The 13,563-nt window shown below is 35.9% G+C and carries 13 protein-coding genes; 8 read left to right on the forward strand and 5 right to left on the reverse strand.

Annotation, left to right across the window (positions count from 1 at the left end):
- Positions 1–78 precede the first annotated feature (78 nt).
- Genes AACK98_RS00785 through AACK98_RS00795 form a run of 3 tightly spaced genes read left to right on the forward strand, consistent with a single transcriptional unit; the run spans position 79 to position 2,027 of the window.
- Positions 79–462, forward strand: a complete 384-nt coding sequence (locus AACK98_RS00785) for a hypothetical protein (protein ID WP_339041547.1) — start codon at positions 79–81, stop codon at positions 460–462.
- Positions 369–737, forward strand: coding sequence for an IS1 family transposase (locus AACK98_RS00790; protein WP_339042483.1), 369 nt, complete (start codon positions 369–371; stop codon positions 735–737). The genes AACK98_RS00785 and AACK98_RS00790 overlap by 94 nt, the downstream gene beginning before the upstream one ends.
- 30 nt (positions 738–767) lie before the next feature.
- Positions 768–2,027, forward strand: a complete 1,260-nt coding sequence (locus AACK98_RS00795; protein WP_339041549.1) for a hypothetical protein — start codon at positions 768–770, stop codon at positions 2,025–2,027.
- A gap of 407 nt (positions 2,028–2,434) precedes the next feature.
- Here the strand turns inward: AACK98_RS00795 and AACK98_RS00800 are convergent, their stop codons facing one another.
- The 5 genes from AACK98_RS00800 to AACK98_RS00820 all read right to left on the reverse strand — a co-directional run bounded on the left by AACK98_RS00800 (position 2,435) and on the right by AACK98_RS00820 (position 6,046).
- Positions 2,435–3,040, reverse strand: coding sequence for a 50S ribosomal protein L25/general stress protein Ctc (locus AACK98_RS00800; protein WP_339041551.1), 606 nt, complete (start codon positions 3,038–3,040; stop codon positions 2,435–2,437).
- A gap of 318 nt (positions 3,041–3,358) precedes the next feature.
- The gene (locus tag AACK98_RS00805; RefSeq protein ID WP_339041553.1) at positions 3,359–3,589 is read right to left on the reverse strand and encodes a hypothetical protein; all 231 of its coding nucleotides are present in this window, start codon (positions 3,587–3,589) and stop codon (positions 3,359–3,361) included.
- Positions 3,590–3,728: 139 nt separating this feature from the next.
- Positions 3,729–5,513, reverse strand: coding sequence for a peptidyl-prolyl cis-trans isomerase (locus AACK98_RS00810; RefSeq protein WP_339041555.1), 1,785 nt, complete (start codon positions 5,511–5,513; stop codon positions 3,729–3,731).
- 130 nt (positions 5,514–5,643) lie between these two features.
- On the reverse strand, positions 5,644–5,922 hold the full coding sequence (locus tag AACK98_RS00815; protein ID WP_339041557.1) for an IS1 family transposase: 279 nt from the start codon (positions 5,920–5,922) through the stop codon (positions 5,644–5,646).
- Positions 5,885–6,046 carry a hypothetical protein gene (locus tag AACK98_RS00820; protein ID WP_339041559.1) on the reverse strand — a complete coding sequence of 54 codons (162 nt, stop codon included), beginning with the start codon at positions 6,044–6,046 and terminating at the stop codon, positions 5,885–5,887. Before AACK98_RS00820 ends, AACK98_RS00815 begins: the two co-directional genes overlap by 38 nt.
- A 211-nt stretch (positions 6,047–6,257) precedes the next feature.
- On the opposite strand from AACK98_RS00820, the gene queC reads away from it, so the two are divergent.
- The 5 genes from queC (at position 6,258) to AACK98_RS00845 (ending at position 13,536) form a co-directional block, all read left to right on the forward strand.
- On the forward strand, positions 6,258–6,965 hold the full coding sequence (gene queC, locus AACK98_RS00825; protein ID WP_339041561.1) for a 7-cyano-7-deazaguanine synthase QueC: 708 nt from the start codon (positions 6,258–6,260) through the stop codon (positions 6,963–6,965).
- A gap of 929 nt (positions 6,966–7,894) precedes the next feature.
- Complete coding sequence (greA, locus tag AACK98_RS00830; protein ID WP_339041563.1) at positions 7,895–8,374, forward strand: transcription elongation factor GreA; 480 nt, start codon at positions 7,895–7,897, stop codon at positions 8,372–8,374.
- A 288-nt stretch (positions 8,375–8,662) separates the two neighbouring features.
- Positions 8,663–9,022 (forward strand): TrbC/VirB2 family protein, encoded by a 360-nt coding sequence (locus AACK98_RS00835; RefSeq protein WP_339041565.1) that lies wholly within the window; start codon positions 8,663–8,665, stop codon positions 9,020–9,022.
- Positions 9,023–9,909: 887 nt separating this feature from the next.
- Positions 9,910–12,057, forward strand: coding sequence for a flagellar biosynthesis protein FlhA (flhA, locus tag AACK98_RS00840; protein ID WP_339041567.1), 2,148 nt, complete (start codon positions 9,910–9,912; stop codon positions 12,055–12,057).
- A gap of 432 nt (positions 12,058–12,489) precedes the next feature.
- On the forward strand, positions 12,490–13,536 hold the full coding sequence (locus AACK98_RS00845; RefSeq protein ID WP_339041570.1) for a DMT family transporter: 1,047 nt from the start codon (positions 12,490–12,492) through the stop codon (positions 13,534–13,536).
- Positions 13,537–13,563 lie beyond the last annotated feature (27 nt).

Raw genomic sequence — 13,563 nt, forward strand, 5'->3', positions numbered from 1 at the left:
AAAACTAAAGAGTGGTTTTATTGTTTGTTGTAAGGGATGTTGCTCTGATATCTTTGTAAAGAATGGCATTGTGAGGGGGTGTACAGCGTTATAAGTGCAGATCATGTTCTAAATTTTGTTGAGGGCGATCTGGGCAAGAAGCCTCAAACAGCTGTTAAGAAAGCATTATGCGTTATGCTATATAGTCTTGGTAATGGCTCTTTTTCTATGTTAGGCAAGATATTAGGGCATTCGCCGTCCATAATTTATCGCTGGGTAGTAGAGGTGATGGGCAAGACTCAGGAGCCAGTTGTCTCTTCGGATATTATGGAGATGGAATTCGACGAGATGTGGCATTTTATTGGTTCAAAAAAAACAAGCTTTGGATCATTAAGGCAGTTGATCGTAGTACAAGGAGAACAGTTGCCTGGGTTACAGGCAATCGTGATACTGCAACATTCCAAAAGCTCTACAACAAAGTGAGTCATCTGAAAGAATGTCATTTTTATACGGATGATTGGGATGCTTTTTCTAAAATTTTACCCAAAGAGCGTCATACAATTGGAAAGTCTGGCACAGTATGTATCGAGAGAGATAATAGCAACACGCGACATCATTTATGCCGAATGACACGGCGCACTAAAATCGTTTCTAAAAAAGAGTCAATGGTATACGGATCCATCAAGCTTTGGTGCGCTCTTACTATTACACAAATATTCAAACAATATCAAGAACAGCTCTTATCTATCTTTATGTGAAAACTCTCAGATAATTTACTAATAAGATTCGTGAGTTCAAACAATGTCATAGATTCAGACAATAATATGGATATATACGGCGCAGAAGTTGGAATTGCTATTCCAGGTATTCCTGAAGCACTTTCTTATTATTATCAAGATCATGTGAGCTTTCTGCTAAAATTACGGCTTGAGGATGCCAAACCAGGAGCGCTAAAGTCAATTGATGTTCTTGAAGACAATTATACTTTAAGAGCTGGTAATGAAGATGATACTGCTGCTAAACTTTCGTCTTTTATCATAGCATCTAAAAAAGATACTGTACTCATACCACTTAACATAGGTGGGAAACATTTAGTAGGGATTGCAGCTAAGAAATATGAGGGCGAAGTTGTGCTCTATTATATGGATTCTGAGTTAAATACAGCTCCTGAATCGTTTTTTGCAAATGTTAGTGCAGCTCTAAAATCTAGAGGTTATTCTACTGAACGAATAACTGCAGAAGTAGAAAAACAAAAATACAGTAACTGCGGACCTGAAGTTATAGAAAATTTAACTGCGTTTGCGAGTGGAAAGAAGCGTGTGTCACAAGAAGAAGCGGTACTGAAGCATTCAACTCTATTTGAAGAGTATTTGCTGAAAGATTCTAGCAAAGGGGAAAGCACAAGTGATAGTAGTCCAAATGATATTAGCGCACATGAAAGCATAATCAAAAGCATGCCAGTACTTTCTGAAAGTGCAACTATTTTAGGCAATATGCTTTTCTATAAAATATCCAGAGTTTCTGACATGAAGAAAAGTATTGAACTGAAGATTGCAAATACCAATCTTCTTGTGGATGCGAAAACGCAAGCGCAGCTTATTTACTATTATAAGACTGGTGAATTGCTTCCTAGTGCCCGCAATATGCTAGAAAGAAATTCAGCTGCAATCCAGGAACATTATAAATTCTCTATTGCCAATGAGACATTTGAAGTTTCCATGCCAGATACTTTACTTACGGATGGAAAATTACAAGCGCAAGTATTGCATTATCTTAGAACTGGTGAGTTATTTGATAGCGCTCGCTCTGCGCTTGAGAGTGGTACTGTTAGGGTTATCAGTCAATCTTCCAATATTTCTGAAGAAGAAATGGAAAATACGGTGTCACTTAGAGGTGCGCGCATGCAAAGTAGCGACTCATATAACGATAGCGGTGAAACTCTAGGCTTTTCTACTACACTTTTTACAAACGATAGTACTGATGGATTGCTTTACAGTTTATTAAATCCTTTGTTTCACTTGAGTGAAAATAATGGTTCAGTGTTTTAAGATCTGATATGGCTAAAGCAGTATAAAAGAGCTGTTATATGTAAATGTTAAAGATTTCCTGGATAGAGCAATTATTAGTACGCTGAATATGTTAGCCTAAGCAAATTTTTTCTCTATAGGATTTAAATCTGGAGAATATGGAAGTAGGTAAAGTAAGGTATGACCTTTGAGAGTCTTCCATAGTCCATTCGCAAAAAATTGATTTGCGTAACAAATAAATCTTTTGGCGGATAGACTTTTTTACGGATTTAAAGCGCTATTTTGATACTCGGGGCGCTATTTTATGCGCGCTTCCGAGACTTTTTGGCGCGTACTAAAGAGCAATAAATGCAATAAATACCTTTGAAATTTGTGCTAACCACTTCAACTAAAAAACGCTAGTGATAAAATGCTATACGCCAGGTATTTTAAGATGCTTTAGTCTCTGCACCAGCAGACTCATCATCACGGCCAGAAATAGAAAGAATTGCAAAGTTATCATGAGAAATAGGCGTAACTCCAACAGGTAATTTAATATCTACTATGTGAACGGAATTACCTATCTCTAGGTTTTCTAGATCCACTTCAATGAATTCTGGAATGTTCAAATCATTGCAATAACAAGTCACAGACCTTGTTGCAACGTTTAATACTCCTCCTTTCTTAATGCCTGGGCATTTAGATTCATTAAGGATCTTTACACGTATAGAGACTCTTACGCTCTCGCCCTCTCTAATCTCCTGAAAATCTATATGTTCAGGAAAATCAGTAACGGGGTGTAATTGAATATCTCGCAACAAAACCACGTGAGAACGCTCCCCTAGTTTGATTTCTATCACTCTGGATTGCATACCACCTTTATGGTATTCCTTTATGAAATCTCTACCATATAAAGAAATCATAAGCGGAGAAAGACCGCCATATACTATCGCAGGAATACGCCCAGCACGTCTAGTAGCTCTGGCTGCTCCTTTTCCACTAGCAGATTTTTGTTCTGCAACAAATGATATTCTAGAAGACATACTTTTAACCATACAAATGAACACTACACCCGAATAAGCATAAGCAAAACACGGGTAATAACAATGATATTAATTCCTCTATCCGTCAAAAATTGATTTGCTGCGCAAATAAATCTTTGCGGAAAATTAAATGTACAAAAATTAGCTTTTAGGCGAGGCCATACGCTAATTTGTGGATATATAATTTATCCAATGCTTGTAAATAACTACTTAACAAAATCTATAAGATTTTTTGCAATTTTGCTACTTTTTCTGCTGGATTCTGCGCTGTCATTGCTTGCAGCCAAGATAAATCCTATATTCGTTAGAGTTATGACGCAGGCGACTAATTCAAATTAGCTGATATGGAATTGGCTTGCCAGTAGCGTCTAAAGCTAATTTTCCATCATCAAATTTTGCGGCAATAAAATTACCATGTCCAAGCCTCGCACCCTTATACATCACAGGTTTGACTTCTCTTCCGTCAATCTTTTTTAACGCAGCAGCTTTCCCACGATTGCTGATGTTATTCTTGGAACCACCCTTCGGAGCCATATCACAGACCTCGTAAATTTCTTTCATTTAATAAACTGCCATACCGCTAAACAAGCAGGGAATTGCAAATTTCAACCCACGGATTTTCTCATTCTTCTCATAAGAAGTCAAGTGAGTTATATAATCTATAAAAAAGAGTAATCACGTATGACAAAACAATAAACTATTACTTGTCTTTATACATATATCTATTTTGCAAGCTAATCAGATATTGTTCAAACATCATATCTCTTTGTAATGAGATAAAATCACGCTGTATAAGACCTTTAAGCGAATCAACATCATTTCCTTTGCGTTCTTCTATGCTTAATAATTTAAAAACTATGTAATCATCAGAATCTTCAAACATTTTAGAAAATTGTCCTTGCCTCATAGTTAATATTAATTGAGTAAAATTTTCACTAAGAGTACTTTCATCACTTTGAATAGCAAACTTTTCTCTATATTTTGATACTAATTCTGGCAAATCACCTTCGCTTGAAAGTTTTACTTTCTGCATGAGCTCATTGGCAGTGTTACGCATTTCTTTATCTTTCCAAATTGACTGTAGCTCTTCCTTTATGCTGTCAAAATCTCGTATTGAAGAGGTTTGCAGAGATTCTATCTCATAAAATAAGTACTCGCCTTGAGTACCTGCAACTCCATTTCTTTCTTTAGGGTCATGCTTTGTAAAAACATCCTCCACTAATGACATCGGAATATGCTGCAAATTGTTATCACCATCTATTAACTCAGCAGTTTTTACAACCAAGCTATATTTTTTCGCAACATCAGATATAGGCAGTTTGTCATACAAAAAGTCTTCAGACACTAAAGCTTTTAATTCCTGAAAAGCTTTGAATCGTTTTTCATCCTGTATCATTGCGATGAGCTCTTCCTCAGATTCTTCAAATGTTTTTTGCCCTTCAGGTAAGGAGGTCTCTACAAAAAAGATGTGCCAACCAAAAGATGTATTAATTGGTTTGCTAACATCTTTTTCTTTAAGCTGAAAGATAATATCTGATAACTCTTGTGGCAACATATCTTTAGTTACTATACCAAGCTCAAATGACTCTTTCGCTAGATTCATACTACTTGCAATTTCTTCGATACTTTTGCCGCTTTTAATTTTATTATATGCATTAAGTGCTTCTTGCTCTGTTTTGAATACCAATTGTTTTACAAATCTCCTATTTGGATGTGTAAATAAATGAGCGCTATTATGATATAATGACTTTATGTCTTCCTTTGAAACAGAAGCATCCGGAGTAATATCATTAATATCGATACTTAGATAAGATATATAACGCTTGGCTGGCATTGTAAATCTGTCTGGATCATTTTGATAAATACTGTATAAATCCGCATCTTCTGGAATTTTTGTAATCTGGATGGCTGCTTTATTTATTTTAAATACTTCCAACTGACGAACGCCGTAAATAGCAACAAAAAGCTGATTTATCAGCTCTTGATTATCTAATCTTCCAGATGAAAATATAGTGGCTAGCTGCTGCTCAGAGATCATATCTTTTGTTCTTTGTATGAACTCTGCTTCAGCAACGCTGTGGCTATTAAAATATTTGTCCCATAATTCTTTGCTAAATTTTCCATCCTTTTGAAAATATGGATCATTTGCGATACGATACTTTACAGAATCATCGCTCAGCAGCAAATCTAACCTTTTACTTTCCTGGAGCAACACTGCGCTCCTTATTATATCTCCAAGAGCTTGATTCCTGCGTTCTTCTAGATTTTGTCCCCCTTGCAAATCTTCCGGCATAACAGCTGCGCGCTTTTCAATCTCAGCATTCAGCCCTTCTTTAGTATACTTTATATCGCCGATTTTTAATACGTATTCTTCTTTTTTGAAAAAGGCTGTGATGGTTCCTGCGGAAATAAAGATCAAAATACCTAAAATTAACAATACTTTGATAATAATACTATTGACACCTTCTCTGAGTAAATTTAGCATCTTTTGGAACCAAGATATTACAAGTAGTAGTAGATTATAAAAGCAAAATACTAGCATTAGTTCAGTGCTTTACTAGGTATAGGAGAATACATCATATTAAATGAAGATGGAATAAAAAATTCGAGAGTTTTCACATAAAGATAGATAAGAGCTGTTCTTGATATTGTTTGAATATTTGTGTAATAGTAAGAGCGCACCAAAGCTTGATGGATCTGTATACCCTTGACTCTTTTTTAGAAACGATTTTAGTGCGCCGTGTCATTCGGCATAAATGATGTCGCGTGTTGCTATTATCTCTCTCGATACATACTGTGCCAGACTTTCCAATTGTATGACGCTCTTTGGGTAAAATTTTAGAAAAAGCATCCCAATCATCCGTATAAAAATGACATTCTTTCAGATGACTCACTTTTTGTAGAGCTTTTGGAATGTTGCAGTATCAATAATGCTTTCTTAACAGCTGTTTGAGGCTTCTTGCGCAGATCGCCCTCAACAAAATTTAGAACATGATCTGCACTTATAACGCTATACACCCCTCACAATGCCATTTTTTACCAAGCTATCAGAGCAACATCCCTTACAACAAACCATAAAACCACTCTTTAGTTTTTAAAAAAGTGATCATATCATACTTCTATCTAATTGTGAAAACTCTCAAAAATTCATGCTATATTTGAGTAATTTACAATTTTAACTAATAGTGAAAGCATATGGTTTTATTGATATCTTGATTTTGAGGGGGAAATGAATAAAAGCGCTGTAGTTTTATTAAGTGGAGGATTGGACTCTGTGACTGCACTTGCACTTGCAAGTTCTGAAGGATTTGAGGCATACTGTATCAGCTTTGATTATGGACAGAGACATCGTGTAGAACTTGAGTGTGCTGCTAAGGCTGCTAAACAGTTTAATGTATTAGAGTATAAAGTAATACATATAGATCCATATACATTCAGCGGTTCTGCTTTAACATCTGAACGGAGTGTTCCTAAACGTATTGACTTTTCACATTTGAGTAGTTGCGAGACTGCTGTTACATATGTTCCGGCGAGAAATACTATATTCCTTTCGTATGCACTTGGATATGCTGAGATCAATGATAGTGATTATATTTTTATAGGAGCAAATGCTGCAGATTATTTTAATTATCCTGACTGCAGGTCTGAATATATAAATGCGTATGAAAGCATGGCAAACCTTGCGACTGCCAGAGGTATATCAGGAAGAAAATTGCAGATTAAAGCGCCATTCTTGACAATGAAAAAGTCAGAGATAATTAGTATTGGGCTAAAGCTAGGAGTGGACTATGCATTGACAAGTTCATGTTACCATGCTACAATAGTCGGTCGCGCTTGTGGCGTATGTGATGCATGTTTGTTAAGGTCTGTTGCCTTTCACGAAATTGGAATGGAGGACCCGCTGTTTTATGAATGTGAAGCTTCTTCAGGGATGTGATTCTGAATTAAAATAAAAGGAGTTTCTATTTTTGCACAGCTAGATGGCTACTATCAAAGTCGATATATGCCATTCTTTCCTCATAGAGTTAGTGCTCGTAAGAGATATGCGAGAAAAGTATTTTATGCAGAAGAATTAGAAAGTTAAGGATAATGCTTTTTTGTACTCGCTAGATATATTCATGATGAAAGCTTGAGGTTTCTGCGCATACAAGCTGTGGTGTGCGAATATGGATATAGATCTTGTTATCCTCATCATTACCGAGAGCGTCTCTCTGATAAATGAAGAGTTGATGTTTCTTGTGTTATATACGAAGTTTAGTTTCAAAAAGAGTGGAGAAGGATAGGTGTACATGTGTATAAGAAAATACATAAGGAGCATTGCGATGACGCCAATTTTGAAAAGTATGATGAGTATATTCATTGAAAGGTCAAGTTTTCATTAGGTGTAATACACACTGTGTTTATAACTATTAGTATGGTTTTCAAGTAATTCTTCTTAGTTATATAGTGCGTCATTGTAACCCCAAGCTCTCATATTCGTGTGATTCATCCTTTGTTCAGAAGTTTTATTTATGTGGGTTTTAATATAATGTGTCCGATATTGCTTTTTAAGAAGGATAACACTAGATATTATTTGGTTAATCTAAATACAACTGAATACAAGCTATATGCAAATTTTAAAGATGTTGCCAGGTTGTATGATTGATTTGGCATTCATCACGCTTATTTAATAAATTAATAAATATTTGATTAAAAACGTTACGCGGTATTTTGCTCTGATTATATAATACTTATAAATCTAGAATGTGGGGCAATGATGCAAATTTGCGCAAAAATGCCACCTCTCTTTTGGAATTTTAAAATATAATATATAATTATTGATCATTTGCCACTTAACAAGATCATAAACGAAACTCTTTTGATATTATGCAGCCTGATAAATTTCCTATCACACCTAGTGGATATAAAAAACTAGAGACAGAGTTACAGCACCTAAAAGTTGTTGAGAGGCCAGCTGTCATTAATGCGATCGCAGAAGCTAGAGCGCATGGCGATCTTTCTGAGAATGCTGAATATACCGCTGCGCGTGAAAAGCAAGGTTTTATAGAGGCTAAGATACTTGACCTTGAAAACCAAATTAGCAGAGCGATGGTAATAGATATGAGTGATTTTAAGGGGACTCAAGTCAAATTCGGCGCTAGAGTTACTTTGCTTGATGAAGAAAGTGAAGCAGAAATAGTATATACTCTTGTTGGCAATTACGAAGCTAATTTAAATGAAGGACGTATCTCTATAGATTCACCTTTAGCTAAAGCGTTAATAGGTAAAAATAAAGGAGATAATATAGAAGTAACAACGCCAAGAGGGACAAAATATTATGAAATCATATTGGTAGAATATGTGTAGGTAGCGCTTTATTTTGAGCTTACTATTCATACAATCTAACATTGTGCTACATATTTGTCATGATAAGCTCATTAAAAAAATCTTGATACCTTAGAATTTGTTGTGTTATCGTCTCATTACTGGCAGTTGTCTCCGTATTGTCACAGTTGATTGCTCTCTTGAGTCTTGTGCGCTTTATTTTTATGTGTGCATCTTTAGTGCTGTTGTCTTGTTTTGGATGAGACTTGAGGTTTTATCCTGCTGTGCTTTTATGGTGGAACTGGAATATTTGTAATTGGAGAGAAGTAAATGCGATTTTTTAGCAGTCTTAGGTCATTTGCCTCGAGCAACTATTTTGCTTTTTGTGCTATTATGTTGATTTTGTTATATTCAGGGAGTGTAGCGTTCGCTGCAGCACCTTCTGCACCAACAAATGATGCTCTAACGCAAGCACTGTGCGCAGCTATTGGGTTAGTGCAAGGTGCACCTGGTAAAGCTATAGCAATTATAGTTATTATTTCTGTCGCCCTTGGTATGTTCTTTGGAAAGGTAAGTTGGGCGCTCGGCATTATGATATGTGTTGCAATGGGTATATTGTTTGGAGCGGAAACTGTTGTGCAAACAATTACTGGGAATACTGGTGCTATATGTCCACCTGGTACTCCGTAATAGCAAAGTAGCAACATGTCTACTTTTCTCTTCCAGTTAGATAGAATCTGTTATTTGAATAGATGATGTTTAATTTTGATGCCACATATGCTACATTTGTAGCGCATGTGGCTGTTTTGTGCATATCTTAATTCAGTAGCTTTAGTGTTTGTTATTCATAATTCAAATTTGAGTTTGCTACTCAGTTATTTATATTAAGCACTGCAGGTAAAGTCACTTTCGCAGACCTTTTTGTCCTTTCCATATTAATACCAACTCACCAAATAACAGAACACTTTAGCTTCGTCTTTTCTTTTAAATTTAAATGCACGCATGGTCGCTGTACTTCTAGTCTAGCTACACTCAAATCTAATCTTAAATTTTCTAAAAATACGCAGCAAGTATATGTTGTTATTTGTGCTAGTTGGTATTACTTTGTTAATTTCTTCGCAAATATATAATATTTGATTCGGAAATTCACTTGTGCTCTAAAAATCATGAACTTAAAATCCTAGTGCGGTACTTATTAAGGCAGTGCTTAATAAGCAATATGTGTAGAGGATTTTTTGCAGAGTAGATATATAGCAACGGCTACTAAAGTGGCATTTCTCTTTATCTTGCAGAAAAAATTTGCCATACATTCATGTTATTAATCAGCAACTCTGGTTAGTAATAATTTTTCATATATTGATTGCATATTATGTCTTATCTATATTCTGATCATTTTGTTGTTTAGCAAAATTCAAGTTTAGATGGCAGTTTTCAATTTTTAATTTTACTTGTATTAGTTATATATGTTAGTGTTTTTACCTGAAGCTATAGCTTTAGATGCGCTATTAGAGCAATCTTAAGTGGTATCATTTTTTGATAAGATATAGTTGAAAGCTGATGGAGCACTCAAGAAAACTATGGATAAGATACTTGATCTAAATCTGACAAATGCCAGGAATTCTATAGACAGGATTATACGAAGATCTGCAAAGCGTCAGGATGTGTTTTTTGCAGTTGGCATCTTATGTATCATCTCTGTGTTGCTTTTCCCTGTTCCACCGCTTTTGCTAGATCTATTGCTAAGCACTTCTCTGACGTTTTCAGTGCTCATATTAATGACTGTGCTTTTTATAGATAAGCCGCTTGAATTTAATGCATTTCCTAGCTTGCTGCTGGTTGTGACTATGCTTAGGCTTTCATTAAATGTTTCAACAACTAGATTAATACTCGCAAATGGACATCTTGGTACAGATGCTGCAGGTCATGTTGTAAGAGCGTTTGGTGATTTCATGATGCAAGGTTCAATCATGATAGGGATTATTATCTTTACAATACTGACAATAATCAATTTCGTTGTAATTACAAAAGGATCAGGAAGAATTGCAGAAGTTGCTGCAAGATTCAGTTTAGATGGAATGCCTGGTAAACAGATGGCAATCGACTCTGATCTATCTGCTGGGTTGATAGACGAAGCGCAAGCAAAAATGAGGAGGCAGCAATTAGAAGGTGAAAATACATTCTTTGGTGCAATGGACGGTGCAAATAAGTTCGTAAGAGGAGATGCTGTTGCTGGGATATTAATCATTTTCATCAACTTAATAGGCGGCATTATCATAGGTATATTACAGAAAGATATGACGTTTGATAAAGCGATGCACACTTATACAATACTGACAGTTGGTGACGGTCTTGTGACTCAAATTCCTGCGATTATAGTATCAATCAGTGCAGGTCTCTTAGTTACAAAATCTGGAGTCAGAGGTTCTGCTGATAAAGCAATAATAGGACAGCTGATACAATATCCAAAAGCTCTATCAGTAACAGCTGGTTTGCTTTTATTTATGGCATGCATACCAGGGATACCAGTTGCTCCTTTTTCTACATGTGGTGCTATTATGGCTACTATTTCCTACTTCTTATATAAAACTGGAAGGCAAGCTGCGGGTGGAGAAATTGAGCTTGAAGGAGAAAGTGGCGCTGAATCTATGCAAATGGCGGGCTCAGCACAGGCTCAGCAAGAATCAGTAACATCTGAACAAGTAGGTAACATAGATAATATAAAACTAGAGCTAGGTTATGATCTATTGCCTTTAATCAATAATACAAATTTCAAAATTACTGACCAAATTAAAGGTCTTAGAAAGCAATTGCTCAAAGATCTTGGATTTACTATGCCATCTGTCAGAATACAAGATAATATTCAACTACCTCAGGATACATATATAATTAAAATTAAAGAAATAGAATGTGGTCGCGGTGTAATCAAGCCTAATAAATTGATGGTTATGGAATCAAAGGGTGGTGACATAGACATGATGGGAGATGAAACCAGAGAACCAGCATTTGGACTCTCTGCAAAGTGGATAGATGAAATTGCAAAAGATGAAGCGCTGCTCAAGGGATATACTGTTGTTGAACCTTCTGTTGTAATAGCAACACATCTTACAGAGGTGATAAAAGAGAATATATCAGAACTTATAACATACGTAGATACTCAAAGATTATTAGATACTCTTGCGCCTGAACAAAGGAAACTAGCTTCTGAGATAATACCTGTTCATGTGTCAGTAATAGTTGTGCAGAGAGTAATACAGGGGCTACTGAGTGAGGGGATATCGATTCGTGATTTTGCAACCATTCTTGAAGCAATAGCAGAAGTATCTACAGGCGTACCTCCTAACTCACAAAATGCAACAAAGATTGTAGAACATGTTAGGGTTAGGATTGCTAAGCAGATTTGTAATGCAAACATGAACGACAAAGGATATATTCCGATCGTTGTGCTTTCACCAGCTTGGGAGCAGGCATTTAGAGAGAATATAGTTGGAGAAGGTGACAATAGGCAGCTTGTCATGCCACCTAGCAAACTGCAAGAATTTGTAGGATTAATTAATGCAGAATTTGAAAAGCATGCAGTGAATGGTGAAGTACCTGTGATTCTAACTTCTCCGATGCTAAGGCCATTTATTAGAGCAGTCGTCGAAAGATTCCGCTCGAATATCGCAGTGATGTCACATAACGAAATTCATGCAAAAGCGAAGCTAAAGACGCTTGGTCAGATATAGGGCTCCTTGAGGTTGCAAGCCGCTTGTATTGATAGGGTTTTAGCTATATCAATACAGAATCTATTAAAAATAGCATCAGAAATTGCAAAAAAACAATTGCAAATGCTGTAAATTGATGTATATTCTCCTCGGGTTTGATACGTTTTAAGGATTTTTTCATGGAGACATCCTCAAAGTGGTTGTTTCTGTAGAGGCTGTTGTTCCACTTTTATTAGATGTTTTTATAGATCTATAAATGTGAGTTTAGCTGGTGAAAGGAATTTACCTTATGTGTATTGATCTTTTGTGCTTTATTTTATCGGCGCTAATTGTGCAGTTATAGGTATATGTATAGTTCTGGGAAATTTTTGTATCTTGACCATTTTTAATTAAGGCTCGCTAGTAAGCGGGCTATTTTTTTGCTATATATAGCAGTTTTAACTAAATTCTTCCGTGCCGGTTTTTATTATAGGAGACTTAAGAATGGTATCGAATAACAACGTTAACATCAGGGCCATGCTTTTTATGGCGCTTAATGCTATAAGCCTTGCTTCTCTTTATGCAACAATGAAGTTCATTACAGGTTCAGTTAACTCTAACCAGGCTACTTTTCTATATAAATTCATAATACTGATTTTTATTCTGCCATGGATCTTTTATAAAGATGGAATAAATGCAATTAGAACTCCAAACGTAAAGTTACATCTATTGAGAAGCGTATTTAGTGCGGGCGGTTCTCTAAGCATGATGTACTCGCTAAAGTTTCTAAAATTGCTAGATGTTACAGCTCTTACGCACCTTGAGCAGATGCTTTGGATAGTTGTTGGTACTGTTTTTTTCAACGAGCGCATCACGACAACAAAAATAGTTGCTGTGTTACTAGCATTTTTTGGTGGTTTCATAATAGTAAAGCCGGAAGCTTTGCATAACCTCATTTCTCAAGATAAAGTTGTCGCAGAGTTTAATAAAGGATATTTATTTATTTTTCTGACAGTTGCGCTCTGGGTTGTGAACAGTTCTCTGGTGAAACTTTTAGGGAATAGAAAGGCAACTAATAAAGCACAGTTATTCTATGTAATGCTCTTTGCGTCTTTATTTTCATATTGCGTCGCATTTGTAGAATGGAAGCATTTTGCCGTGGTGAGTTGGTTCTTTATACCATATCCAGGAGGGTTTAATGCAGCTTTTGATGCTAATTTGGGCTTGAAAGAGATAGGATTAATTTCTATTGCTTCTCTCTTTTATTTAATTCACAGTGTTGCTTTTTTCCAGGGAATGAAAGGCGATATGACATCGATAGCACCGCTTGTATATCTAAAGTTAGTTTGCTCAGGTTCGCTTGGATATATAATATGGCGAGAAGTTCCTAAAATGGCGGTATCTTATGTTGGGTATGCAATGATTATAACAGCTGGTATTTTAGTTGTGATAGCTGAATATAGAAAACAGAAGCAAACCAAGCAAACTGAAATATTGAATGCTGGACTTAATGAAGCGTAAACGGTAGATTGCGCTTTTTATGTAGTT

This window comes from Candidatus Lariskella endosymbiont of Hedychridium roseum (assembly GCF_964020185.1).
Taxonomy (GTDB): domain Bacteria; phylum Pseudomonadota; class Alphaproteobacteria; order Rickettsiales; family Midichloriaceae; genus Lariskella.

Coding starts and splice junctions, on each gene's coding strand:
- AACK98_RS00800 (WP_339041551.1), bottom strand. CDS start 3,040: ATGGTTAAAAGTATGTCTTCTAGAATATCATTTGTTGCAGAACAAAAA.
- AACK98_RS00805 (WP_339041553.1), bottom strand. CDS start 3,589: ATGAAAGAAATTTACGAGGTCTGTGATATGGCTCCGAAGGGTGGTTCC.
- AACK98_RS00810 (WP_339041555.1), bottom strand. CDS start 5,513: ATGCTAAATTTACTCAGAGAAGGTGTCAATAGTATTATTATCAAAGTA.
- queC (WP_339041561.1), top strand. CDS start 6,258: ATGAATAAAAGCGCTGTAGTTTTATTAAGTGGAGGATTGGACTCTGTG.
- greA (WP_339041563.1), top strand. CDS start 7,895: ATGCAGCCTGATAAATTTCCTATCACACCTAGTGGATATAAAAAACTA.
- AACK98_RS00835 (WP_339041565.1), top strand. CDS start 8,663: ATGCGATTTTTTAGCAGTCTTAGGTCATTTGCCTCGAGCAACTATTTT.
- flhA (WP_339041567.1), top strand. CDS start 9,910: ATGGATAAGATACTTGATCTAAATCTGACAAATGCCAGGAATTCTATA.